Raw genomic sequence first — 22835 nt, 5'->3', positions numbered from 1 at the left:
GTCTCCTTATACGCGACGTTTTTTCGGTGGACGAGTTCCGTTATGAGGAATCGGGGTTATATCGCTAATGCTGTTTATTTTATAACCCAATGCACCTAAGGCTCTTACCGCAGACTCACGACCAGGTCCTGGACCTTTAACCAAGACATCAACATTCTTGACACCATATTCTTGTGCTGCTTTACCAGCAACTTCAGCCGCAACCTGTGCAGCAAATGGTGTAGATTTACGTGAACCACGGAAGCCTTGTCCACCAGCGGTGGCCCAAGCCAAAGCATTACCTTGACGATCGGTAATCGTTACAATGGTGTTATTAAAAGACGCATGGATGTGCGCTACGCCCTCAGCTACCGAGCGGCGAGTCACTTTTTTGCGACTACGAGTGTCTTTTGCCATCTTTTAGCTTCCTAAGTTAATTATTTTCTGATTGCTTTACGTGGACCCTTACGAGTACGCGCATTTGTTTTTGTGCGTTGACCATTTACTGGTAAACCGCGACGATGACGCAAGCCACGATAGCAACCTAAGTCTACTAAACGTTTAATATTCATCGAGATTTCACGACGCAAGTCACCTTCAGTCGCATATTCTGCAACTTGGGTACGGACAGCATCAAGCTGAGTATCATTTAGTTCACTGATTTTAGTAGTTGGTGCAATGTTTACCGCTTCTAAAATTTTAGCAGCAGTGGTACGACCAATACCAAAAATATAAGTGAGTGAAATGATAGCGTGCTTGTTGTCCGGAATGTTTACACCGGCAATACGAGCCATTGACATTTCTCCAATTATAAGGAAAAGATGAGTTAATCATCTACTGATGTAGCATTTTGAAACACTTGGTTATCTACAAATGTGTCAAAATAACGACAAGTAGCGGATAATACAGTATCCGCTACCTGATTTCAAGTCCAATCTAACAATTTAGATTAACCTTGACGTTGTTTATGACGCGGTTCTGCACTACAAATAACGCGAACAACGCCTTTGCGGCGTACAATTTTGCAGCTACCGCAGATTCTTTTTACAGATGCTTGAACTTTCATTTTCAGCTCCTAGTAGTAGTTATGAATGCTTGACTTCCATGGTTTGCATCAGCGAATAATCATGGTATTGGTGAGTCATTAAGTGCGCTTTAACTTGGGCAATAAAGTCCATAATCACGACCACACTAATCAGTACTGAGGTACCGCCTAAATGAAACGGAATACCAAACGCAGATTGCAATATCATCGGCATCAAACAAATAATTGTCATATAAATCGCACCAATAAAGGTTAAGCGATTTAATACATGATCTAAATAACGTTGAGTTTGTAAACCTGGACGAATACCTGGAATATACGCCCCACTTCGTTTCAAATTCTCTGATACTTCTTTTGGACTAAATACCAACGCGGTATAAAAATAACAAAAGAAAATAATCAAGGCTGCAAAAATTACCAAATACAGCGGCTGACCCGGTGATAACACTAATGCCATATTCTGCAAGAAACTTTGAAAAATATTGGGATTGGGGGATTGACCCACCCACTGTCCCAAACTCGCTGGGAATAACAACAGTGAACTGGCAAAAATCGCTGGAATGACCCCTGCCATATTAATTTTTAATGGCAAATGCGATTGCTGCTGTGCATATATTTTTCGTTCTTGCGATTGCTTTTGGGCATAGTTGACTGGTATACGGCGCTGGGCACGCTCAATAAAAACAATCCCTGCCACCACCGCTAACGCCAATAAACTAAATATCAACAAGGCAATCATATTCATTTGACCTTGCTGGACAGAGTTAATCGACTGCGTGACCACTTGTGGAAAAGTCGCTACGATACCCGCTAAAATTAGCATTGAAATACCGTTACCAATACCACGTTCAGTAATCTGTTCACCTAACCACATCAAAAACATCGACCCTGCAACCAACGAGGTTACTGCAGGAATATAAAAACCAAGGCCACTGGTTAATGTGAGATTCTGACTAATCAAGCCTGTACACATACCAATTGATTGAACCAAAGCTAAGGCAAGGGTTAATTGGCGTGTATACTTATTAATTTGGCGTTGACCGGCTTGGCCTTCTTTTTTTAATGCATCCAGTGATGGTATAACCGCCGTCATCATCTGGACAATGATTGAAGCAGAAATATAAGGCATAATCCCGAGTGCCATGACTGACATCCGCTCTAATGCCCCACCAGAAAACATATTAAACAAACCTAAAATAGTATTTTCATTGGTTTGAAAAAATTTCGATAAGCTTTCTGGATCCATACCAGGAATAGGTACGTGTGAACCGAAACGATAGACGACTAAAGCACCCAACAAAAATAGTAAACGATTAAATAATTCATCGTACTTACGAATAAATGCTAGAGGATTCATCGATGTTGAATGCTTAGTCATGTAGGATTACTCCTCAACAGTACCACCAGCTGCTTCAATAGCCGCTTTAGCACCTTTAGTCACTTTAACACCTTTAAAAGTATATGCTTTGGTTACGTCACCTGAAAGGATGATACGAACACGTTGCATATCGTGGCGAATAATATTCGCTGCTTTTAAAGACTCAACGCTTACCACGTCACCATCAACTTGATTTAATTCTGATAAACGCACTTCTGCCGTTACCATTGCAAGTTTACTGGTGAAACCAAATTTTGGCAAACGACGGTATAAAGGCATCTGACCGCCTTCAAAACCTGAGCGAATACCAGAACCTGTACGTGAGGTTTGACCTTTGACACCACGACCACCGGTTTTACCGATACCAGAACCGATACCACGACCACGGCGAAGTTTATTTTTTCTTGAACCTTCAGCTGGGCTCAATTCATTTAAACGTAGACCCATTATACTTCCTCCACTTTAACTAAGTAGTTAACGCGGTTTACCATACCACGGGTCGAAGGGGTATCTTCAACTTCGACAGTATGTCCAATACGACGTAACCCTAAACCTTTCAAACAAGCTTTATGGCTTGCTAGGCGATGGGCACTCGATTTTACTTGAGTAACTTTCATTTTTTTCATGTTAGCTCACCTTAGCTTAGCCCAAGATTTCTTCAACTGATTTGCCGCGTTTTGCCGCAACTTTTTCAGGAGAAGACATTTCTTTTAACCCGTTGAAAGTTGCACGTACAACGTTAGCGGCATTGGTTGAACCATAGCATTTTGCTAATACGTTTTCTACGCCTGCAACTTCTAATACTGCACGCATTGCACCACCCGCGATAACACCGGTACCTTCAGAGGCTGGTTGCATATACACGCGGCTTGCACCGTGGCTAGCAGTAATAGGATGTTGAAGGGTTGTACCTGCTAAATCAACGGTAATCATATTACGTTTGGCAGCTTCTAGTGCTTTTTGAATCGCTGCAGGCACTTCACGCGCTTTACCACGACCAAAACCAACACGACCATTACCATCACCTACCACTGTGAGTGCGGTGAAAGAAAAGATACGACCACCTTTTACAACTTTAGATACACGGCCAACTGTGACTAAGCGCTCTACTAAACCGTCTGTTTGTTCAACTTTTGCCATGATTAGAACTCCAATCCATTTTCACGAGCGGCTTCAGCTAATGCTTTAACACGACCATGATATTTAAAACCGCTACGATCAAACGCAACTTTAGTAATACCGGCAGCTTTAGCGCGTTCTGCAATTAATTTACCAACGGCAGTTGCAGCTTCGATGTTGCTAGTTTGACCAGCACGTAAAGTAGTATCTAACGTTGAAGCTTGGGCTAATACTTCACCACCCGTTGGTGAGATAACTTGTGCATAGATGTGGGTGTTAGTACGATTAACAGATAGACGATTTACGCCTAAACCACGGATATGTGCACGGGTTTTTTTCGCTCTGCGAAGGCGAGCAGCTTTTTTATCAAACATGTCATTTCACCTTATTTTTTCTTAGCTTCTTTACGAGCGACATACTCATCGCTATAACGAACGCCTTTACCTTTGTAAGGCTCAGGTGGGCGATAGCCACGAATGTTTGCTGCTGCTTGACCTAGCTTTTGTTTGTCGCTAGATTTTAACACGATTTCAGTCGCAGTTGGAGTTTCAGCAGTAACACCTTCAGGTAGTACATATTCGATTGGGTGTGAGTAACCTAAGTTTAGGTTAACTTTATTGCCAGCAACAGCGGCTTTATAACCAACACCAATCAATTGTAGACGACGTTCGAAGCCTTCAGTAACACCTTTAACCATGTTGCTTAATAATGCACGAACTGTACCAGTGTGCATCCAACCGTCTTTGGTGTCAGATTTTGGTGAAAGAATAATTTGATTATCTTCCTGTTTTAGCTCGACCAAATCATGCAGGCGTAAAGTTAGCGTACCTTTGCTACCTTTAACTTCAACCTGCTGACCGTTCAAAGTAACACTTGTACCATTTGGTAGTGCTACAGGGGCTTTAGCCACACGAGACATACGGGTAATTCCTATAAAAGTGATAAAAAAACGAACAGGCACAACAAACTATGCCTGTCCCTCTTAATGTTGATTAAGCTACGAACGCAATAACTTCGCCGCCTAATCCAGCTGCACGAGCTTCACGGTCGCTCATGATGCCTTTACTGGTAGAGATGATTGCTACACCTAGACCTTTTTGGACACTTGGTAGTGCATCTTTACCACGGTATTGACGTAAACCTGGACGACTATAACGTTTAATCGTTTCAATAACTGGTTTACCTTCAAAATATTTTAACTCGATAGTTAATTCAGTTTTACCTGTACCAACTTCTTGAGTTTCTGCGGTTGCAACATAACCTTCTTTCACTAGCAAATCAGCAATTGATTTACGTAGTTTTGAGTTTGGCATAGTCACAGACGCTTTTTGAGCCATTTGTGCATTACGGATACGAGTCAACATATCAGCAACGGTATCTTGCATACTCATATTGTTTCCCCTTACCAGCTTGCTTTATGAACGCCAGGTACATCACCTTGCATTACTTTTTCACGAATCATGTTACGTGAAAGACCAAATTTACGGAAATACCCATGTGGACGACCTGTCAATGCACAACGGTTACGTAAACGTACTGGTGAAGCGTCACGTGGCAGTGCTTGTAATGCCAGCATGGCGTCCATACGTTCTTCATCAGTTGCGTTAATGTCGCTGATAATTGCCTTAAGCTTTGCACGCTTCTCAGCATATTTAGCAACAGTCGCTTCGCGTTTAAATTCGCGATTAATCATACTTTTCTTTGCCATATTGCCTTATCCTTGCTGTTAGCCCTTGAATGGGAAGCCGAATGCTTTAAGCAATGCACGACCTTGATCATCAGTTTTTGCGGTAGTCGTAATGGTAATATCTAAACCACGAATACGGTCGATTTTGTCAAAGTCAACTTCAGGGAAAACGATTTGCTCTTTGATACCTAGTGAATAGTTACCACGGCCATCAAATGCTTTATCTGTAAAACCGCGGAAGTCACGGATACGTGGAATAGCGATTGAGATTAAACGATCTAAAAATTCGTACATCTGTTCGCCACGTAACGTTACTTTACAGCCGATTGGCCATTCTTCACGGATTTTAAAGCCTGCAACTGATTTGCGAGCTTTGGTTACTACAGGTTTTTGACCGGCAATTGCCGTCATATCCGCTAATGCGCCTTCAAGAACTTTTTTGTCTTGCGCCGCATCACCCACACCCATGTTTAGGGTGATTTTGGTGATTTTAGGGATTTCCATAACGTTGGCTAAACCAAGCTCTTGCTGAATTTTTTGCTTAAGCTGTTCGTTATATTGTGTTTTAAGTCTTGCCATTACTGATACCCTTAGATAGTTATGCAGTCGCCACAACTTCACCAGATGAACGATAAACGCGTTGTTTTTTGCCTTCGTCATTCAATTGGTAAGAAATACGATCTGCCTTTTGGGTTGCTGCATTATAAATTGCAACATTTGAAATGTGTAAAAATGCTTCTTTCTCGATAATACCACCTTCAACGCCAGTCTGTTGGTTTGGCTTTTGGTGTTTTTTAACGATGTTGATGCCTTCAACTTTTACACGGTCTTCTTTTACTGCTAGTACTGTACCTTGCTTGCCTTTATCTTTGCCAGCAATTACAATCACTTGGTCGCCTTTACGTAATTTTGCCATGTTTTCCTCACAATACTTCTGGGGCTAATGAAACAATTTTCATAAATTGTTCGCCACGTAGTTCGCGGGTTACTGGTCCAAAAATACGTGTTGCAATTGGTGCTTTATTGTTGTTCAACAACACAGCTGCATTATCATCAAAACGTAGTACTGAACCGTCAGGACGGCGTACACCAAACTTCGTGCGTACGACTACCGCGTTCATTACATCACCTTTCTTGACACGACCGCGTGGAATTGCTTCTTTCACAGTCACTTTAATGATGTCGCCTACTGATGCATAACGACGATGTGAGCCACCTAGCACTTTAATGCACATAACTCGTTTTGCACCACTGTTGTCTGCAACTTCCAGCATTGTTTCAGTCTGAATCATCGCGTTACTCCATAAATTGGCAAAACAAGTCTTTGCCACAATAAGCCATTTTTAAGGTGGCGTATTGTAGCAGTTACTGACTTGCTTTGCAATTATAACTATCTATTTAAGTTAAATTAAATATTAACTGCTTTTTCTACAACGTCTACCAACACCCAAGATTTGGTTTTTGATAGTGGACGTGTTGATTTGATACGAACAGTATCACCAACGCCACACTCATTGTTTTCATCATGAGCATGTAGTTTGGTAGAACGGCGAATCATTTTGCCATATTTGGCATGACGAATACGACGCTCAACAAGTACAGTAATGGTTTTATCCATTTTGTCACTGACAACTTTACCAGTGACTGTACTTTGTTCAGTAGCGTTAGCTTGGTTGGTATTTTGCTCACTCATGATTAAGCCCCTTGGTTTTCGGTGTTCTGTTTTTCAGAGATAAGAGTCTTGATTTGAGCAATCGTACGACGATTTGCTTTAATCTCATGGGTGTTGCCTAACTGACCAGTGGCTTTTGCCATACGAAGACGAAATGTTTCTAATTGCTTTTCGTCTAGTAATTGGGTCAGCTCTTCGACTGATTTGTCTTTAAGTTCACTGATCTTCATTACATTATCGTCCGTTTAACAATGGTGGTTTTGAAAGGCAACTTGGCAGCTGCAAGCGTGAACGCTTCAGTTGCTAGCTCGTCAGAAACCCCTTCGATTTCATAAAGCATTTTGCCTGGTTTGATTTCGCATACCCAGTATTCTACTGGACCTTTACCTTTACCCATACGAACTTCTAGTGGTTTTTCGGTAATTGGTTTGTCTGGGAATACACGAATCCAAATTTTACCACCGCGCTTGATACGACGTGAAATTGTACGACGAGCAGCTTCGATTTGACGTGCAGTCATGCGACCACGTTCTACTGATTTAAGTCCGATTGTACCAAAAGATACGCTACTACCACGGTGAGCTAACCCCGTATTACGTCCTTTTTGTACTTTACGAAACTTGGTACGTTTTGGTTGTAACATATCGATTAACCTCTGTCTTTAGCTGGGCGCTCACTACGTGGGCGGTCGCTACGATCATTACGAGCACGACGTTTTTGAGGTGCACGTGCTTGTTTTTCTTCTTTGACTGGATTATATACACGGTTCATGCCATCAAGCACTTCTCCACGGAAAATCCAAACTTTTACACCGATAGTACCGTAAGTGGTTTCTGCGCGTACATTTGAGTAGTCAATGTCAGCACGTAATGTATGCAATGGTACACGACCTTCACGATACCACTCTGAGCGAGCAATCTCAGCGCCGCCAAGACGACCTGATAGCTCAACTTTGATACCTTGTGCGCCAGCTTTCATACTGTTTTGAACAGCACGTTTCATAGCACGGCGGAACATGACACGACGTTCAAGTTGTGAAGCAATACCATCAGCTACTAGACGTGCGTCTAAGTCTGGTTGGGTGATTTCTTCAATGCTAACTTGTGCTGGCACACCCATTAATTTGGTAAGTTCTTTTTGTAGGCTTTCAATATCTTCGCCTTTTTTACCAATGATGATACCAGGACGTGCAGTGGCGATAGTGATTTTAGCTGCGCCCGTAGGACGTTCGATGCTAATACCGCTGATCATCGCTGCTTTAAGCTTTTTCTCTAAATATTTACGAACTTGTAAGTCGTTGATTAAGTATTCAGAGTATTTTTTTGGATCTGCATACCAGTTAGCGTTTGATTTACGGATTACGCCAAGACGGATGCCGATTGGATGAACTTTCTGTCCCATATTATGCTCCTACCTTAACTGTGATGTGGCAAGTACGTTTGCTAATACGGTCAGCACGACCTTTGGCACGTGGTAAAACACGTTTTAACGTAATACCTTCATCCACATAAATGGTAGAAACACGCAATGTATCGATGTCTAAACCATTGTTATGCTCAGCGTTAGCAATCGCAGATTCTAAGCATTTTTTAACCAATTTAGCGGCTTTTTTGTTGCTAAAGGTTAAGATATCTAATGCACGCTCGATTGATTTGCCGCGAACTTCGTCAGCAACTAAGCGTACTTTTTGTGCCGAAATGGCGGCACCGCGTAATTTTGCAGTTACTTCCATGATGAGCACCTTATTTCTTAGATTTCTTGTCAACGCCGTGACCACGATATGTACGGGTTGGGGCGAATTCACCAAGTTTATGACCAACCATTTGCTCGTTTACGATAACAGGTACGTGTGTACGACCGTTATGAACAGAAATAGTTAAGCCGACCATTTGTGGCAAAATCATTGAGCGACGTGACCAAGTTTTGATTGGTTTGCGTGAGTTAGTTTCTAACGCATTCTCAACTTTGGCAAACAAGTGCGCATCGATGAATGGACCTTTTTTCAATGAACGAGGCATGAAATTATTCCTTATTTCTTATTGACGCGACGACGGCGGATAATCATGTGGTCAGTACGTTTGTTAGAACGTGTTTTAAGGCCTTTAGCCTTTTGACCCCATGGGCTGGTTGGGTGTTTACCGAAGTTACGACCTTCACCACCACCGTGTGGATGGTCAACTGGGTTCATTGCAGTACCACGAACGGTAGGACGAACGCCACGCCAGCGGTTGGCACCTGCTTTACCCAATGATTTAAGGTTATTTTCAGTGTTTGATACTTCACCGATAACCGCACGACAATTTACGTGGATACGACGAGTTTCGCCTGAACGTAAACGAACGATTGCATAGATACCATCACGACCCAATAATTGAACCGCAGCACCTGCTGAACGAGCGATCTGTGCACCTTTACCGATTTTAAGTTCGATATTGTGAATCACTGTACCCACTGGAATGCTACGTAGTGGCAAGCAGTTACCTGGGCGAATTGGTGCAGTTTCACCAGAAATAACGGTATCGCCTTGTTGCAATTTTTTTGGTGCGATGATGTAACGACGCTCACCGTCTGCATATTTAAGTAATGCAATGTGTGCAGTACGGTTTGGATCGTACTCAATACGCTCTACAACAGCAGGGATGTTGTCTTTGTTACGTTTGAAGTCAACAACACGGTAATGCTGTTTATGACCACCACCGATATGACGGGTAGTGATGCGACCGTTGTTGTTACGACCACCAGTTTTGCCTTTTGACTCTACTAATGCTGCATAAGGACGACCTTTATGAAGGTGTGGATGCACCACTTTCTCGACAAATCGGCGACCTGGTGATGTCGGTTTGGCTTTTACGATAGGCATTGTGTAATCCTTATTCGTTGTCAGCAGCAGGTTGTTCTGCTACGTCGGCTACTTGAACATCTTGACCAGCTTTTAAGGTCACATAGGCTTTTTTGAAGTCTTGACGACGACCTACCGTGCGACCAAATCGCTTTGTCTTACCTTTAACATTCAAAGTGTTAACTTTAACTACTTCAACACCTTCAAACATTAATTCTACGGCTTTTTTAATCTCTTTTTTTGTCGCGTTGGTGTCAACTTTGAACACTTGCACACCTAAAGTATCGCCCAAGATTTGAGATTTTTCTGAAAATACAGGTGCTTTTAGTACCTGATATAGTCTTGCGTTATTCATGCTAACACTCCCTCAATTTCTTTGGCGGCTGCGACAGACATGATGACTTTGTCAAACGCAATTAGGCTAACTGGATCAACTTCAGTGCTACCTAGTACGCTGACGTATGGAATATTGCGAGCAGCTAAGTAAAGATTTTCGTCAACTTCATTGGTAACGATTAATGCTTTAGGGGCATTTAAGTCTTTAAGTTTAGCGATAAGCTCTTTAGTTTTTGGTGCTGAGATGCTGATGTCATCAACCAATACTAAACGGTCTTGACGAATCAATTCAGCAAGAATGCATTGCATGGCACCACGGTACATTTTACGGTTCACTTTTTGTGACCAATCTTGTGGTTTGGCTGCAAATGCGCGACCACCACCGACCCAAATTGGGCTACGGATGGAACCTGCACGTGCACGGCCAGTACCTTTTTGACGCCATGGTTTTTTACCACCGCCAGATACTTCACCACGCGTTTTTTGAGCACGGCTACCTTGACGACCACCCGCTAAATAAGCGGTAACTACTTGGTGTACAAGTGCTTCGTTGAATTCACGACCAAATGCTACGTCTGATAGCTCAACCGCCGAACCTGTTACTGTATTTAGATTCACGTTAATCCCCTTGATTAAGCTTTAACTGATGGACGTACGATAACGTCGCCACCGTTGGCACCAGGAATTGCACCCTTGATAACTAGGATACCTTTTTCAGCATCAACTGAAATCACTTCTAAGCCTTGTACGGTCACACGTTTGTTACCCATTTGACCTGGCATTTTTTTGCCTTTAAATACACGACCCGGTGTTTGGTTTTGACCTGTAGAACCCACAACGCGGTGAGATACTGAGTTACCATGTGTCCAATCTTGTGAACGGAAGTTGTGGCGTTTGATACCACCTTGGAAACCTTTACCTTTGCTGGTACCAATTACGTCAACGATTTGACCTACTTGGAACAAGTCAGCAGCGATTTCACTACCTGCTTCGCGGCCTTCAAGTTCGCTGTCTTCGACGCGAAATTCCCAAGTGCCACGACCTGCAGCAACGCCAGCTTTTGCAAAGTGACCTTTTTGAGCTGCATTAACACGAGAATCACGACGTTCGCCAGTTGTTACTTGGATAGCTTGATAGCCGTCTGTGTCTTGTGTTTTGATTTGAGAGATACGGTTGGCAGTAACTTCAACAACAGTTACAGGAATTGAAACACCTGCTTCTGTGAAGATACGAGTCATGCCGCATTTTTTTCCGACTAAACCGATCGCCATGTTGTTAACCTCTTAATTTTTACTGTTATTCAATATAGGTGTTACCCTAAGGGGTTAGCCTAATGCGATTTGTACATCAACACCCGCCGCCAAATCTAACTTCATCAGTGCATCGACTGTTTTGTCAGTAGGCTGAACGATATCTACCATACGTTTGAATGTGCGGATTTCGTATTGGTCACGGGCATCTTTGTTCACGTGTGGTGAGGTTAAGATGTTAAAGCGTTCAATGCGAGTTGGTAGCGGTACTGGACCACGAACTTGTGCACCTGTGCGTTTTGCGGTATCAACAATCTCTTGAGCTGATTGGTCAATCAGACGATGGTCAAAAGATTTAAGTCTGATACGGATTTTCTGGTTAGCCATGCCAGTAAGCTCCTAATATAAAGTTTGATATGGGTTAATTTGCGTTGGGTGTTAAGCTGTTATTGAGTAAACACCTAACTTGTATTTTTTACCTGTTTTTGACAGGCACTTTTTGAAAATAAAAAAATTTCAGTCCCACTCAAACTATTAACTTGCAATACATAGATAGCATGATTAATAGTCGGTGAAACTGTATTCTTTAATTTCGTGTCGCAATCAATGGAGCGACTGTATTAAAGGGCTTATTCTTTTATGAATTGACGAATCATCTTCGTCGCCCTGCAATAAGTTAAGTGGGCTGTATTATACCGATTTTTTGGGTAAAAGCAATAGGCTAATCTAGCAAAATATCATATTGTTCTTGATTAAAACGGTTATCACTCTCCAAGTTAATCGGACGACCCAGCAAATATTCCATCTCTGCCACCGTATCCGCTTCAATGGTTTCAAGCAAATCAATCACCCCGCTATTTGCGACCACAGTAAATTTCTTGGGGGCATTATAGGTTCTGGCGCAGCGCATCAATTCGCGAAAAATCTCCAGACACACGGTTTCGGCGCTTTTGACAAAGCCTTTACCGCCACAGGTTGGACACGGCTCACAAAGCTGTTGTTGTAGGCTCTCACGCGTGCGTTTGCGAGTCATCTCTATCAGCCCAAGCGCTGAGACTTCGCTGATGTTGGTTTTGGCATAGTCACGTTTGAGCTGTTCTTGCAGGCTTGCTAGCACTTCATCGCGGTGTTGTTGCTCTTGCATATCGATAAAGTCAAGAATGATAATCCCACCCAAATTACGCAGTCGCAGCTGACGGGCGATGGCATGGGTGGCCTCTAAATTGGTTTTATACACCGTATCTTCAAGAGAACGCCCTCCGACAAATGAGCCTGTATTGACATCAATGGTGGTCATGGCTTCGGTTTGGTCGATGATAAGATAACCGCCTGATTTGAGATTAACACGGCGATTGAGCGCGTCTTTTAAATCATCTTCAACGCGGTGAACATCAAATAACGCCTGCTCGCCTTCATACAATTGAATACGTGGATAAATCAGTGGGACAAATTCTTTGGCAAAATGACGAATAGCATCAAACACTCGGGCGTTATCGACCGTCACCCTTTCAGTCTGCTCACCAATCAAATCTCGAATCGCGCGCAAAGGTAGCGATAAATCTTGATAAATCAGCTCAAAACGGCGATGGGTCGGCGTTTGTTCACGGCGGGCTTGTACCATCCGCCAAAGCTGCAGTAGATAATAAATATCTTCTTCAAGTTTGGATTGTGGGATATTTTCGGCAGCGGTACGGGCAATCAATCCGCCTTGTAGTTTGACTTGGTGCATCAGCTCGCCAAGCTGTGTTTTTAACCGCTCTCGCTCATCGCCATCAATCCGCTGTGAGATGCCGATATGTTCACCATACGGCAAGTACACCAAATAACGCGAAGGCAATGACACATCCGTCGTCAGTCGTGCGCCTTTACTGCCTAATTGGTCTTTAATCACTTGCACCAAGATACGCTGTCCTTCATACAAGCGGTTCTCTATCAACTCGCTAGGCGGTGGCTGATAGGTGGTTGTGGTCATCGCAAGCGTAGTGGTGTCAGGGTCTAAGGTGTTGTCAATTGCGGGGTTTTGCGGTTTGGGCGGTTCAATGGCTGAGAGCTTAGGACGCAGGGTCTGCATATCATTGACGTGCAAAAACGCGGTACGCGATTGCCCAATATCGATAAACGCCGCCTGCATGCCTGGCAGTACGCGCACCACTGTGCCAAGGTAGATATTGCCCACTGAGCCAAGTTTGCTATGGCGTTCGATAAAGATTTCGTTCAGTATCCCATCTTCGAGCACCGCGACTCGGCTCTCAGATGGACTGATGTTGATGAGTAGTTCTTCGGTCATTGTAAACAGCTTTTTAAAATTTTTAATTGCCGTTATTCTACTCGAAGTTAGTTATCTGCACAAAGCTAAACTAAATTAGCTGTTGTTTTAGTTCATTGATTGTGGTCACAAGCTTAGTTGGATGTTCTTTTGCCAAAACATCGGCTTTTTCACAGCCATAACTTACAGCAATGCTATCCATCTGTATTGCATTTGCCATACGGATGTCATGAATACTATCACCGACCAATATCGCATCTTCCACCGTTTTACCCGTTTCGCTCAAAATTGCTTGCAGCATGAGCGGATTGGGCTTACCTGCGGTTTCGTCAGCGGTTTTGGTGAGCGTAAAAAACGCTTGAATGCCAGAATTGGGTAGCACGCGCTGCAGCCCTTTTCGTTTTTTCCCTGTGGCAATCGCTAGTGTTTTGCCTTGTGCGTGTAAATCTTGAATCAATTCTTTAATACCATCAAACAGTTTGTCGTTGTCGCAATGCTTGACATAATATTCTGAGTAAGTCGCTAAAAGTTCATCATATTTATCGCTGTCATTGGGAAATAGCATGGGAAACGCATCGACTAACGCAATGCCGATAATAGATTTTGTCGCTTCATCAGTGACGGTTAAACCGTGCTTTTCAGCAGCATAGCGCATGGCATCGACGATTAAGCCCACCGAATCCATCAACGTGCCATCCCAATCGAAAATGATTAGCGATTTGTCTTTGAAATTATTTGTTGTCATTTTCTATCTTCAATTTCATTAAAATAGGGAGATAATAATTTGTCTTGCTGACATTCAAACTTACCTTTTTTTAAACTATACACTTGAAATTGATTGTCGAATCCTGCTTTATCTTCATCGTCAAAATAATGAAGCAACCCATATGAGCCAACAGCATTTTTAGCAAGCCACTGATAAATTTCTAAAACGTCAAAAAATTCTTGCGATTTATGATTATGAAACCCAAAAATCATAAATTGATAGTTGCCATTTAGAATACCCGTTTTAATCTGTGGATTTTCTAAATTTTTAAAGGTCATATCTATTTTAGAAAGAAATTCTTGCCAAATTTTACCCATCATCTCTTCAGATTCGTTGGCTTCATTAAAACCTTCTCGGACACACACCCAACCATAATATTCAATCATTTTCATTACCAATTAAACTTTGCATATCCTCTGGCAATTCGGCTGTAATTGTTTCATATTCTGGAATTTCGAGTTGATAGGCATGCAGACACAAACGGCGCACGCTTTTATCGCCTTTAGCTACATTCGGATTGTATTTATCATCACCCAATAATGGATGCCCGATACTCGCCAAATGAACCCGAATTTGGTGGGTACGCCCTGTCAGCGGTTTGGCTTCAATTAAGCTGACTTTTTGACCATTTAACTCAAATTTTTGCAACACGTTAATTTGGGTTTGGCTTGGCTTGCTATCTTCGGATTTTACATCTACTTTGACACGGCGTTCACCGCTTTTGCCTTCTTGTGTGGCAGGCAACGTGTATTTTAGTAGCGGTTTATCAATGGTTTGTGTTTCGCTACTTATCCAACCTACCACCAAACACAGATAGGTTTTTTGCAAGGTTTTTTCTCGCAAATGCTCTTGTAAAGTTTTAAGGGTTGAGCGTTTTTTGGCAATCATCAGTAAGCCAGAGGTATCTTTGTCAATGCGGTGTACCAGCTCAAGGTATTTTTTACCCGTTACTTCTCGCATGGCTTCAATCACGCCAAAACTCTCGCCACTGCCGCCATGCACCGCCATACCCGATGGTTTATTGAGCACGATTAAACCCTCATCTTCATATACAATGCGCTCAAGCAAGCTCTGGGCAAAGTCAGGGCTTATCACGGGTTTTTCACGCGTGGCAAGCTTGATGGGTGCAATGCGCACCACGTCATTACGCTGCAGTTTATCGTGGGGTTTACAGCGTTTGCCATTGACACGGATTTCGTCGGAACGAATCATGTTATAGACGTGTGAGCGCGGCAGTCCTTTAAGACGACCCAACAAAAAATTATCAACACGTTGGTCATGCTGCTGGCGCGTGACGGTCAAGTAATTGACTTTAGCAAAATCTAAAATATCGTCATCTGCAGACTGGGGTTGTTTGCTCGGCGGTTGTTTGCTAGGCGTGCGTTTTGGGGTTTGATGAGCCGATTGTTGCGATGGGGTGTCGCGTTTTTTGTTAGGATGGGCAGGACGTTTGGGAGACTGCGAGTGCTCTGTCATATTTTAATAGCCGTTTACATAAAAATTTGCTATAGTTTAGCAGTTTAGTGCCTATGCCGCTATGAATTCGCGCCATCAATTCGACTTAAACCCTGTTAAGCTTCATCACAATGGAGTGTATGCGGGATAATTAAACTGTCGCTTTTGCTGTCGCCCATACAGCCGAAATTTATTCATGGCGGTATGACTTACGATAGGGCGCACTAGACTGCCAATATTTATAGATTTTAAGACTGATTTTAATCAATATCAGCACACGACATACGAGTAACGAAGATAATTGTCATTTGAAAACATGTTCAAATAGTTTGTAAAGATTAGTGATGTATAGAGATAACAGATAAATGGTGGGTTTTGTGCCTTACAAACACAAAACTGCTGGTAACGATTAGCGTATTATGCGCCTAGGTAAATGAACTCAGTAGTTGCGATTTTGAGATAAACGTTTACGGTTTTGGACGATTTACCATTTTAAATTGCCCACGCCTTTGTAAAACCTAACTTATCAGGCTTGCCATTTAAAGCGAAAACTAACGCTAACACTTTTTGACCAATAGGGAAACAGGGTTCATTCATTTGTCCTAAAACACACATTGTTTTGGGCTATAACCCCAATCCAGCATGACGGCTATATTTACATAACAGGCTTACAACCTCGCTATGGCAATAATCCAACTTCATCATGCAATTTTTGGTGAACAACAAACCTTGTTATCAAGCGTTGTCAAGCCACTTGCGCTTGGTATCAGCGAGTATAGTCAAGACTGTTTGACGTTGTTTCGCCTAATATTTGATAGTAATGTTTGATAGCAACATTTATCTACGCTCGTATGTTTTGTGTGTTTAGGAGAAAACACATGAAACGCATCCTCATCAATGCTACCCACGCCGAAGAAATCCGTGTTGCCCTGTGCAATGGCAATCATTTGTATGATTTCGATTTAGAAAATCGTACCCGCGAGCAAAAAAAAGCCAATATTTATAAAGGTCATGTGACCCGTGTCGAGCCATCGCTTGAAGCCGTATTTGTGGAATACGGTTCACAACGTCAAGGTTTTTTACCGATTCGTGAAATCGCCCCAGAATATCTAGCAGGCGACCCTCGCTCTACCACTAACATCAAACAACTGATTAAAGAAGGCGATGAGCTCATCGTTCAGGTGGAAAAAGAAGAACGCGGTAATAAAGGCGCGGCTTTATCTACTCTGATTTCATTGGCGGGTCGTTATTTGGTATTGATGCCCAACAATGCGCGTGGCGGCGGTATCTCTCGCCAAATCTCTGGCAAGCTGCGCGATGAGATGAAGCAAGCGTTAAGTGAGCTAAGACTACCCAAAGGCATGAGCGTTATCATCCGTACCGCAGGGATTGGTAAAACCACGGATGAATTACAACAAGACCTTGACCATTTATTAAACATCTGGAAAGGCATCCAACAACAAAGCCAAAAATTTCCCTCACCTCGCCTGTTGCACCAAGAAGCGGGCGTAGTCACCCGTGCAGTACGCGACTACCTGCGTGATGATATCACGGAGATTTGGGTCGACAATGAATACGCCTATAATGAAGCGGCGAATTTTATTGAAGCGGTGATGCCGCAGCAAGCGAACAAACTGCGCAAATATACTGACTATGAGCCCATGTTTGCCCGTTTTGGAATTGAAAAACAAATCGAAACCGCCTACCAACGTGAAGTACGTTTGCCAAGCGGCGGTTCAATTGTAATTGACCAAACTGAAGCCCTGGTATCGATCGATATCAACTCATCAAAAGCCACCAAAGGCGCGGATGTCTCAGAAACGGCGTTTAATACCAATTTGGAAGCAGCAGATGAAATCGCCCGTCAATTACGCCTGCGTGATATGGGTGGTTTGATTGTTATTGACTTTATTGACATGGCAACCGATGACCACCAAAAACAAGTGGAAAATCGTCTCAAAGAAGCCACCAAAAATGACCGCGCACGTATCCAATTCGCTGAAATTTCACGTTTTGGACTACTGGAAATGAGTCGTCAACGCTTGCGTCCGTCACTTGAAGAAGCCACAGGTTACCTCTGCCCCCGTTGTCACGGTACCGGTATGATTCGTGACTTGCGTTCACTTGCTTTGTCAATCATGCGTCAAATCGAACAACGGGCGCTACAAGAGCGTCATGGCGAAATACAAGCCGAAGTGCCAACCGACATCGCGGCATTTTTACTCAACGAAAAACGTGAAACGCTCGTCTGTCTTGAGCAAGAAAGTGGTACGCGCATTACCATCTTGCCGCATGCGCATCTTGAATCCCCCGAGTTTAATATCACTTATAACAGTGATGGGTTCGCGCCATCGAGCTATGAGCGTGTCGCCGAAAGCCAACAACAAGAATATAAAGACCGTGGCTACGATACGAGCAACTGGCACACCGATGACAATGAAGTCAGCCGTGTAGCGCCGACAGGTAATCATAATGCCTGGAGTAATGCTAGCAACGCCGCCAATACCACGCCTAACCCTGCAACGCCATCCAACAAATCTCAGCAAACTGCCAACAATACGACTGCCCCCAAAGCTGCCGCGCCACAACCCGTGCAGCCGGCTGCCACTGTCCCTGCAACTTCTGCAGTCGCTTGGCTATCGAACTTGTTTGCCCCTACCCAGCAAGCCCAAGTCACCCCACACTTTAGTGGTCAAGATGCTGCTTCGGCGATTGAAAGTCTTGTCAATACCGGCGCGCAAAGCTTGGGGGTGCAAGGTCAAATCAATTACGCGGCATTGACGGCAAGCATCCCTGCGGTGACAGCTAACACCAATGAAACTAGCGCCAATCCTTATCAAGAAGCGTCTCAACAACCTTCGGCCACGGCTGAATCAAGCGATAAAGATGCTGAGCGCCGTAAACGTGGTAACCGCAAACCAAAGGCTAAAAAACCAAACCGTTATCAATCTGAAACGAGTGAGACGGAAGTTTCATCACAGGACACTGACAGTAATAAAGACAAGTCAAACGATGCGTCAAAAACTGCTAAAACTAGTGAGCTGCCAAAACGCGAGCCGAATAGTCGCCGTGACAGCCGCGGGGTCAAAGAACGTCGTCCAACACTAGCGAATGAAGATAGTAACGCGGCTGTAGTCAATGATGTGACAGCGACTGATACCGCTGTTGCCCCTGTCGATGGTAGAAAAAACAACCAATCCAGAGCAGAAAAACCGAAAGGCACCAAACAACGTGACCCCAACAGTGTGCAAGTTCAAGTATTTAAAACTGAACAACAACAACCTATAGCTGCGGTTGAAACAACGCATCTCTCGCTAGATGCCAGCAAAGGGGAAATTGCAAAACCTGAGGCGCAGCCAATAGCATCAGCTTCGATGCCCGAACAGGCAATTGAGACGCCAGTTAACCCTAGCAACGTTACAGTGTCCAATGACGAGGTAGCCGAGCTTGCTAAAGCATCGACACCATCTGCGCCATCAGCTGAACCAACCACAGCACAGCTGGCAGTGACACCGAGCCAAGGCCGTGCCAAAAATGACCCACGCGAAGTCTATAAGGCTTATCAAGCGCAATTTAGCCCAGTTGCCTCTGTAGTGAGCACTTCGGTGACAAAAATTTCAGGTACGGTGAGTCAGTTTATTAACCAGTACTTAGATAATGCCGCTGAAAAAATGGCAACCGACAGCGTGGTTAGCTGCTTTATCCAAGCCATCGATGCTTTTAATCATCAAGCTGCTACTACCACTACCCCCGCAAAAGATAATGTCGTAGTGGCTGAACAACAGCGTTTTGGGCAGTACTTTAGAAATTATGGCTATGCCAGTCTATCCGCGCAAAATTTGGATGATTATCATACGGCCATTTTGCCAGCCAATCAGTTCCAACGCCAAGCAGGCAAAACTGACGCTGCACTACCAGCGGTAACTAAACGCGCCATCAATGACCCACGCGGTTCTTTGGTTAATACTGCTGTCACTCAAGCGCCGACTGACTCAAACCCGTCAGTTGCTGAGCCTAACTCCGAAACTGGCAGCGTTACAGGTCAAGTAGAAGCAGCCTCAACTCAATCAGCGTCGCCTAACCAAAACCATCTGTCCTATCAAGCAGGTACCGTAGGCGCATGGATTGTGGCGCGTTTGGGCGAGCAAGGTCATGCTTTGATTGAGCAAGGTAAATTGGTCGAAGCTTACTTGCAAGCACACAATGCGCCAGTCGCTAACCGACCAACCGAGCCAGTCTCTGCGACAACAATAGCGGATGATGCTATAGTGAATCAGGACGTTGACTCAGTGCCAACAGCTGATGAACCAGCAGTAGCCTTTAATACTGACAGCGAAGGTGTTGAAGCAAAGGACGTAGAAGATAGCGCAGAAGCAGCTGCGCAAAAACGTAAAACCACACCGGTAAGTTATAAGAACATGATTGAAAGTGTGGCAGAACAAATGAAACCGGCAACCGTTGGTATGCTGACCTTGGCAACCCCAAAAGCACCAAAAACCCGTACGCGGAAAGCTAAGGCGAGCGAAAAACCAGCAGCCAAACCCAAAACGCGTACCAGTAAAAAGGTGGAAAATGCCGTGGTTGTCACTAAAAAATCAACGACCACCGCCCAAACTGAATTGGCGCCCTCTCACGATGAATCGGAAGCGCCGCAGCACAATCAGTAAGTCAATCGTGTTTGCGTGCACGTATAGCAATAAAAAAGCAGTTCAACATGAACTGCTTTTTTATTTTAGCTACAAATTTTAGATACAATGAATTGGCGGGCTTGTTTAATGGGCAGGCTTGTTACGAATTTTTGAGATGACTGTCATGATCGCAACTACCACTAAACCTGCTATCAAACCAACCAGTGCATTTAATAGGTTGGTGGTTAAGCCTGAAAACGCCCCTGACAAGTCACCTAAATGTTCAATTCCATGATGTAACGCGCCAACGCCATGTGCCAAAATACCACCACCCACCAAGAACATCGCCAAAGTACCGGCGATTGATAGCACTTTCATCAAAATAGGCGCAAAGGCTAATAACGCCTTACCTATACTTTGTGCCGCTGATGACGACTTTTGCTGCAAGTGCAACCCCAAATCATCTATCTTGACAATCATGGCAACAAAGCCATACACACCCACTGTCATGATGAGTGAAATTACTACCAGTGTTACTGCCTTATCCAGTAAAGGCACCGTTGCCGCAATGGTACCGAGGGAAATCACAATGATTTCAGCCGATAAAATAAAGTCCGTCCGCACTGCCCCTTTGATTTTCTCTTTTTCATGCGCCACCAAATCTATGCTTTCATTGGCATTGGCTGCTACCCGTTCGGCTTGCTCGGGGTCATTGCTGCCAGCGTGGGGCCAAAATTTGTGCACCACTTTTTCTGCCCCTTCATAACACAGATATAAACCACCAATCATCAATAACCCGGTCACTAAGGCTTGCGAAATCGCACTAATAATCAAAGCCAGTGGCACCAAAATCGCTTTATTGACTAAGGAGCCTTTGGCGACACTCCACACCACAGGTAACTCGCGATCGGCTTTTACCCCTGACACTTGATTGGCGTTAAGTGCCAAATCATCGCCCAACACGCCCGCCGTTTTTTTGGCAGCGACTTTTGTCATCACCGATACATCATCTAGGATGACGCTAATATCGTCGAGTAAGGTTAACAAACTAGCAATTGCCATGATAAATTCCTAAAAAATAGTAAAAGATGAAAAAATAATAATAGTTATAACTAGCTGACGATTTATTAGTTTACAAATTTGTCATTCAAACACAATGTTTAAATTGTATTGCAACTTATCAAAAGTTATTTGCTTAAACGCTGAATTTTTTTAAAAAACCTAGTTAAGCAAACTTTGTTAAACAACCTTTTAATCCATTAATAGAACTTGGCTTTGAGCCGGTTGCTTTTAGCGCACCAAAAGATTGAAACAAGCGGAAAGATTGAGACGAGCAGAAAGATTGGAACGGGCAAAAATGTGAGCCCCGACCTAGTAGACCTGATAGATTATTAACAATAAGTTGACAGGGGTAGCGCTCATACGCCATAACAATATGGTAAAATAAAAACCTATATTAACGTTCTGTGGGTTTTCTCATGCTCATTCGTTTTGCAACTTATCGTTCTAAAACCTCATTAGCTACCCGTTTAATTACCAGTGTCATCACCGTGGCTGGCATTGTTGGTTTGGCAGGTTGTGATAATGCCCAATCGCGCACACCCGTCAATTCTGAAAGTCAGAAACACGAAGCGAGTAGCAGCTCAGCCACCGTGACAAAAAATGAATCACAGCTACAGCAAATGCTGGCGGCAAATTTAGCCGAATCAGGTATCACCGCCAAAATCACCTCGGTGACAGCGACCAGTATGCCAAATATCTATTGGGTTAAAGCCGAAGGTTTACCGGCGTTTTTCACCGATGCGACAGGTCAATATGTAGTACAAGGCGATATCATCAAAGTCGGTGGTGCCAAACCTGAGCATATCTCAGCGAACTTGCAAGCGCAAGATGCGAAAGCCAGCCTTGCCACTATTGATAAAAAAGACATGATTATCTTCCCCGCTAAGGGGCAGACGAAAGCAGCAATCTATGTGTTTACCGATGCAGATTGTGGTTATTGCCGTAAATTCCACAGTGAAATTGATGAGGTAAATGCACTGGGGATCGAAGTGCGTTATCTACCTTGGCCACGTAGTGAACAGACCATGCCAATCATGGAAAAAATCTGGTGTAGCAGTGACCGCAAAAAAGCCTTAACCGATGCCAAATTGGGCATGCCTATCAATGCACCGACTTGCAGTAACCCAGTACGTAAAATTTATGAGTTAGGCGCAAATTTGGGTATCAATGGCACCCCAGCGGTGTTTGACACAGAAGGTCATCAACTTGGCGGTTATCTGCCACCTGCTGAATTGGCACAGGCGCTCAACCTCAAATAAGTTAACCCCGGATGGGATACAAACCAGCTAGTCATCATTAGCTGGTTTTTTTATTTTAATTTTTTTGGGCAATTGGATTTTATACCTTACCAAT

Annotated in this window: 33 protein-coding genes; 3 read left to right on the top strand and 30 right to left on the bottom strand. The window is 43.6% G+C overall.

Going from position 1 to position 22835, the window contains the following annotated elements:
- Positions 1-6: 6 nt before the first annotated feature.
- From rpsK to RT084_RS04570, 29 genes are all read right to left on the bottom strand, one after another.
- Entirely contained in the window at positions 7-396 is a 390-nt protein-coding gene (gene rpsK / locus RT084_RS04710; RefSeq protein WP_007115567.1) for a 30S ribosomal protein S11, read from the bottom strand.
- A 20-nt stretch (positions 397-416) separates the two neighbouring features.
- Positions 417-773, bottom strand: coding sequence for a 30S ribosomal protein S13 (gene rpsM, locus RT084_RS04705; protein WP_007115566.1), 357 nt, complete (start codon positions 771-773; stop codon positions 417-419).
- Between the two features lie 155 nt (positions 774-928).
- Positions 929-1045, bottom strand: a complete 117-nt coding sequence (gene rpmJ, locus RT084_RS04700; RefSeq protein ID WP_040403280.1) for a 50S ribosomal protein L36 — start codon at positions 1043-1045, stop codon at positions 929-931.
- Positions 1046-1064: 19 nt separating this feature from the next.
- The gene (gene secY / locus RT084_RS04695; protein ID WP_007115565.1) at positions 1065-2402 is read right to left on the bottom strand and encodes a preprotein translocase subunit SecY; all 1338 of its coding nucleotides are present in this window, start codon (positions 2400-2402) and stop codon (positions 1065-1067) included.
- Between the two features lie 6 nt (positions 2403-2408).
- On the bottom strand, positions 2409-2849 hold the full coding sequence (gene rplO, locus RT084_RS04690) for a 50S ribosomal protein L15 (RefSeq protein WP_007115564.1): 441 nt from the start codon (positions 2847-2849) through the stop codon (positions 2409-2411).
- Positions 2849-3028, bottom strand: a complete 180-nt coding sequence (rpmD, locus tag RT084_RS04685) for a 50S ribosomal protein L30 (protein WP_007115563.1) — start codon at positions 3026-3028, stop codon at positions 2849-2851. The genes rplO and rpmD overlap by 1 nt, the downstream gene beginning before the upstream one ends.
- 16 nt (positions 3029-3044) lie before the next feature.
- On the bottom strand, positions 3045-3542 hold the full coding sequence (gene rpsE, locus RT084_RS04680) for a 30S ribosomal protein S5 (protein WP_007115562.1): 498 nt from the start codon (positions 3540-3542) through the stop codon (positions 3045-3047).
- 2 nt (positions 3543-3544) lie between these two features.
- Positions 3545-3895 carry a 50S ribosomal protein L18 gene (rplR, locus tag RT084_RS04675; protein ID WP_007115561.1) on the bottom strand — a complete coding sequence of 117 codons (351 nt, stop codon included), beginning with the start codon at positions 3893-3895 and terminating at the stop codon, positions 3545-3547.
- An 11-nt stretch (positions 3896-3906) separates the two neighbouring features.
- Complete coding sequence (gene rplF / locus RT084_RS04670) at positions 3907-4440, bottom strand: 50S ribosomal protein L6 (protein WP_007115560.1); 534 nt, start codon at positions 4438-4440, stop codon at positions 3907-3909.
- A gap of 73 nt (positions 4441-4513) precedes the next feature.
- Complete coding sequence (rpsH, locus tag RT084_RS04665) at positions 4514-4912, bottom strand: 30S ribosomal protein S8 (RefSeq protein WP_065253364.1); 399 nt, start codon at positions 4910-4912, stop codon at positions 4514-4516.
- An 11-nt stretch (positions 4913-4923) separates the two neighbouring features.
- Entirely contained in the window at positions 4924-5229 is a 306-nt protein-coding gene (rpsN, locus tag RT084_RS04660) for a 30S ribosomal protein S14 (RefSeq protein WP_007115558.1), read from the bottom strand.
- Positions 5230-5247: 18 nt separating this feature from the next.
- Positions 5248-5787: a 50S ribosomal protein L5 gene (gene rplE, locus RT084_RS04655; protein WP_007115557.1), complete on the bottom strand. Its 540-nt coding sequence runs from the start codon at positions 5785-5787 to the stop codon at positions 5248-5250.
- A gap of 19 nt (positions 5788-5806) precedes the next feature.
- Complete coding sequence (gene rplX, locus RT084_RS04650; RefSeq protein ID WP_036593426.1) at positions 5807-6124, bottom strand: 50S ribosomal protein L24; 318 nt, start codon at positions 6122-6124, stop codon at positions 5807-5809.
- 7 nt (positions 6125-6131) lie between these two features.
- Positions 6132-6500: a 50S ribosomal protein L14 gene (gene rplN, locus RT084_RS04645; RefSeq protein ID WP_007115555.1), complete on the bottom strand. Its 369-nt coding sequence runs from the start codon at positions 6498-6500 to the stop codon at positions 6132-6134.
- Between the two features lie 116 nt (positions 6501-6616).
- Entirely contained in the window at positions 6617-6901 is a 285-nt protein-coding gene (gene rpsQ, locus RT084_RS04640) for a 30S ribosomal protein S17 (RefSeq protein WP_007115554.1), read from the bottom strand.
- Between the two features lie 2 nt (positions 6902-6903).
- Positions 6904-7110, bottom strand: a complete 207-nt coding sequence (gene rpmC, locus RT084_RS04635) for a 50S ribosomal protein L29 (protein ID WP_007115553.1) — start codon at positions 7108-7110, stop codon at positions 6904-6906.
- Positions 7110-7523 carry a 50S ribosomal protein L16 gene (rplP, locus tag RT084_RS04630; RefSeq protein WP_007115552.1) on the bottom strand — a complete coding sequence of 138 codons (414 nt, stop codon included), beginning with the start codon at positions 7521-7523 and terminating at the stop codon, positions 7110-7112. The genes rpmC and rplP overlap by 1 nt, the downstream gene beginning before the upstream one ends.
- A gap of 5 nt (positions 7524-7528) precedes the next feature.
- On the bottom strand, positions 7529-8281 hold the full coding sequence (rpsC, locus tag RT084_RS04625) for a 30S ribosomal protein S3 (RefSeq protein WP_007115551.1): 753 nt from the start codon (positions 8279-8281) through the stop codon (positions 7529-7531).
- Position 8282: 1 nt separating this feature from the next.
- On the bottom strand, positions 8283-8612 hold the full coding sequence (gene rplV, locus RT084_RS04620) for a 50S ribosomal protein L22 (protein ID WP_007115550.1): 330 nt from the start codon (positions 8610-8612) through the stop codon (positions 8283-8285).
- 10 nt (positions 8613-8622) lie between these two features.
- The gene (gene rpsS / locus RT084_RS04615; RefSeq protein WP_007115549.1) at positions 8623-8898 is read right to left on the bottom strand and encodes a 30S ribosomal protein S19; all 276 of its coding nucleotides are present in this window, start codon (positions 8896-8898) and stop codon (positions 8623-8625) included.
- 11 nt (positions 8899-8909) lie between these two features.
- Complete coding sequence (gene rplB / locus RT084_RS04610) at positions 8910-9740, bottom strand: 50S ribosomal protein L2 (RefSeq protein ID WP_007115548.1); 831 nt, start codon at positions 9738-9740, stop codon at positions 8910-8912.
- A gap of 10 nt (positions 9741-9750) precedes the next feature.
- Positions 9751-10074 carry a 50S ribosomal protein L23 gene (rplW, locus tag RT084_RS04605; RefSeq protein ID WP_007115547.1) on the bottom strand — a complete coding sequence of 108 codons (324 nt, stop codon included), beginning with the start codon at positions 10072-10074 and terminating at the stop codon, positions 9751-9753.
- On the bottom strand, positions 10071-10673 hold the full coding sequence (gene rplD, locus RT084_RS04600) for a 50S ribosomal protein L4 (RefSeq protein WP_007115546.1): 603 nt from the start codon (positions 10671-10673) through the stop codon (positions 10071-10073). The genes rplW and rplD overlap by 4 nt, the downstream gene beginning before the upstream one ends.
- 14 nt (positions 10674-10687) lie before the next feature.
- Entirely contained in the window at positions 10688-11326 is a 639-nt protein-coding gene (gene rplC, locus RT084_RS04595; RefSeq protein ID WP_007115545.1) for a 50S ribosomal protein L3, read from the bottom strand.
- A gap of 54 nt (positions 11327-11380) precedes the next feature.
- A complete protein-coding gene (rpsJ, locus tag RT084_RS04590) occupies positions 11381-11692 on the bottom strand; it encodes a 30S ribosomal protein S10 (protein ID WP_007115544.1) in 312 nt (103 codons plus the stop codon).
- A gap of 334 nt (positions 11693-12026) precedes the next feature.
- The gene (locus RT084_RS04585; protein ID WP_203172251.1) at positions 12027-13592 is read right to left on the bottom strand and encodes an Rne/Rng family ribonuclease; all 1566 of its coding nucleotides are present in this window, start codon (positions 13590-13592) and stop codon (positions 12027-12029) included.
- Between the two features lie 70 nt (positions 13593-13662).
- The gene (locus RT084_RS04580; RefSeq protein ID WP_313097764.1) at positions 13663-14316 is read right to left on the bottom strand and encodes an HAD family hydrolase; all 654 of its coding nucleotides are present in this window, start codon (positions 14314-14316) and stop codon (positions 13663-13665) included.
- Positions 14313-14723: an Imm7 family immunity protein gene (locus RT084_RS04575; RefSeq protein ID WP_157797666.1), complete on the bottom strand. Its 411-nt coding sequence runs from the start codon at positions 14721-14723 to the stop codon at positions 14313-14315. Before RT084_RS04575 ends, RT084_RS04580 begins: the two co-directional genes overlap by 4 nt.
- Positions 14716-15813 carry an RluA family pseudouridine synthase gene (locus RT084_RS04570; RefSeq protein WP_313097761.1) on the bottom strand — a complete coding sequence of 366 codons (1098 nt, stop codon included), beginning with the start codon at positions 15811-15813 and terminating at the stop codon, positions 14716-14718. The genes RT084_RS04575 and RT084_RS04570 overlap by 8 nt, the downstream gene beginning before the upstream one ends.
- A gap of 660 nt (positions 15814-16473) precedes the next feature.
- Here RT084_RS04570 and RT084_RS04565 point away from each other — a divergent pair.
- Both RT084_RS04565 and RT084_RS04560 read left to right on the top strand, forming a co-directional pair.
- Positions 16474-16620, top strand: coding sequence for a hypothetical protein (locus RT084_RS04565; RefSeq protein WP_219331656.1), 147 nt, complete (start codon positions 16474-16476; stop codon positions 16618-16620).
- 50 nt (positions 16621-16670) lie between these two features.
- Entirely contained in the window at positions 16671-20459 is a 3789-nt protein-coding gene (locus RT084_RS04560) for an Rne/Rng family ribonuclease (protein ID WP_313097758.1), read from the top strand.
- 105 nt (positions 20460-20564) lie between these two features.
- On the opposite strand, the gene RT084_RS04555 is transcribed toward RT084_RS04560, so the two are convergent.
- A complete protein-coding gene (locus tag RT084_RS04555; RefSeq protein WP_313097755.1) occupies positions 20565-21482 on the bottom strand; it encodes a DUF808 domain-containing protein in 918 nt (305 codons plus the stop codon).
- Positions 21483-21898: 416 nt separating this feature from the next.
- Between RT084_RS04555 and RT084_RS04550 the strand changes: the two genes are divergently transcribed.
- Positions 21899-22741 (top strand): DsbC family protein, encoded by an 843-nt coding sequence (locus RT084_RS04550; protein ID WP_313097753.1) that lies wholly within the window; start codon positions 21899-21901, stop codon positions 22739-22741.
- The last annotated feature ends 94 nt before the right edge of the window (positions 22742-22835 follow it).

The organism is Moraxella sp. CTOTU48717 (assembly GCF_032057165.1).
GTDB classification, from domain to species: Bacteria; Pseudomonadota; Gammaproteobacteria; order Pseudomonadales; family Moraxellaceae; genus Faucicola; species Faucicola tetraodonis.
The sequence above is the reverse complement of the archived record's forward strand: the minus strand, read 5'-3'. Positions and strand labels throughout refer to the sequence as shown.

Coding starts and splice junctions, on each gene's coding strand:
- RT084_RS04575 (WP_157797666.1), bottom strand. CDS start 14,723: ATGATTGAATATTATGGTTGGGTGTGTGTCCGAGAAGGTTTTAATGAA.
- rpsH (WP_065253364.1), bottom strand. CDS start 4,912: ATGAGTATGCAAGATACCGTTGCTGATATGTTGACTCGTATCCGTAAT.
- rplE (WP_007115557.1), bottom strand. CDS start 5,787: ATGGCAAGACTTAAAACACAATATAACGAACAGCTTAAGCAAAAAATT.
- RT084_RS04555 (WP_313097755.1), bottom strand. CDS start 21,482: ATGGCAATTGCTAGTTTGTTAACCTTACTCGACGATATTAGCGTCATC.
- rplF (WP_007115560.1), bottom strand. CDS start 4,440: ATGTCTCGTGTGGCTAAAGCCCCTGTAGCACTACCAAATGGTACAAGT.
- rpsK (WP_007115567.1), bottom strand. CDS start 396: ATGGCAAAAGACACTCGTAGTCGCAAAAAAGTGACTCGCCGCTCGGTA.
- rpsC (WP_007115551.1), bottom strand. CDS start 8,281: ATGGGACAGAAAGTTCATCCAATCGGCATCCGTCTTGGCGTAATCCGT.
- rpmJ (WP_040403280.1), bottom strand. CDS start 1,045: ATGAAAGTTCAAGCATCTGTAAAAAGAATCTGCGGTAGCTGCAAAATT.
- rplW (WP_007115547.1), bottom strand. CDS start 10,074: ATGAATAACGCAAGACTATATCAGGTACTAAAAGCACCTGTATTTTCA.
- rplR (WP_007115561.1), bottom strand. CDS start 3,895: ATGTTTGATAAAAAAGCTGCTCGCCTTCGCAGAGCGAAAAAAACCCGT.
- rpsJ (WP_007115544.1), bottom strand. CDS start 11,692: ATGGCTAACCAGAAAATCCGTATCAGACTTAAATCTTTTGACCATCGT.
- RT084_RS04580 (WP_313097764.1), bottom strand. CDS start 14,316: ATGACAACAAATAATTTCAAAGACAAATCGCTAATCATTTTCGATTGG.
- RT084_RS04560 (WP_313097758.1), top strand. CDS start 16,671: ATGAAACGCATCCTCATCAATGCTACCCACGCCGAAGAAATCCGTGTT.
- secY (WP_007115565.1), bottom strand. CDS start 2,402: ATGACTAAGCATTCAACATCGATGAATCCTCTAGCATTTATTCGTAAG.
- rpsM (WP_007115566.1), bottom strand. CDS start 773: ATGGCTCGTATTGCCGGTGTAAACATTCCGGACAACAAGCACGCTATC.
- RT084_RS04550 (WP_313097753.1), top strand. CDS start 21,899: ATGCTCATTCGTTTTGCAACTTATCGTTCTAAAACCTCATTAGCTACC.
- rplC (WP_007115545.1), bottom strand. CDS start 11,326: ATGGCGATCGGTTTAGTCGGAAAAAAATGCGGCATGACTCGTATCTTC.
- rplX (WP_036593426.1), bottom strand. CDS start 6,124: ATGGCAAAATTACGTAAAGGCGACCAAGTGATTGTAATTGCTGGCAAA.
- rplB (WP_007115548.1), bottom strand. CDS start 9,740: ATGCCTATCGTAAAAGCCAAACCGACATCACCAGGTCGCCGATTTGTC.
- rpsQ (WP_007115554.1), bottom strand. CDS start 6,901: ATGAGTGAGCAAAATACCAACCAAGCTAACGCTACTGAACAAAGTACA.
- rpmC (WP_007115553.1), bottom strand. CDS start 7,110: ATGAAGATCAGTGAACTTAAAGACAAATCAGTCGAAGAGCTGACCCAA.
- RT084_RS04565 (WP_219331656.1), top strand. CDS start 16,474: ATGGCAATAATCCAACTTCATCATGCAATTTTTGGTGAACAACAAACC.
- rplO (WP_007115564.1), bottom strand. CDS start 2,849: ATGGGTCTACGTTTAAATGAATTGAGCCCAGCTGAAGGTTCAAGAAAA.
- RT084_RS04585 (WP_203172251.1), bottom strand. CDS start 13,592: ATGACCGAAGAACTACTCATCAACATCAGTCCATCTGAGAGCCGAGTC.
- rplV (WP_007115550.1), bottom strand. CDS start 8,612: ATGGAAGTAACTGCAAAATTACGCGGTGCCGCCATTTCGGCACAAAAA.
- rpsE (WP_007115562.1), bottom strand. CDS start 3,542: ATGGCAAAAGTTGAACAAACAGACGGTTTAGTAGAGCGCTTAGTCACA.
- rpmD (WP_007115563.1), bottom strand. CDS start 3,028: ATGAAAAAAATGAAAGTTACTCAAGTAAAATCGAGTGCCCATCGCCTA.
- rplP (WP_007115552.1), bottom strand. CDS start 7,523: ATGTTACAACCAAAACGTACCAAGTTTCGTAAAGTACAAAAAGGACGT.
- rpsS (WP_007115549.1), bottom strand. CDS start 8,898: ATGCCTCGTTCATTGAAAAAAGGTCCATTCATCGATGCGCACTTGTTT.
- rplN (WP_007115555.1), bottom strand. CDS start 6,500: ATGATTCAGACTGAAACAATGCTGGAAGTTGCAGACAACAGTGGTGCA.
- rpsN (WP_007115558.1), bottom strand. CDS start 5,229: ATGGCAAAGAAAAGTATGATTAATCGCGAATTTAAACGCGAAGCGACT.
- RT084_RS04570 (WP_313097761.1), bottom strand. CDS start 15,813: ATGACAGAGCACTCGCAGTCTCCCAAACGTCCTGCCCATCCTAACAAA.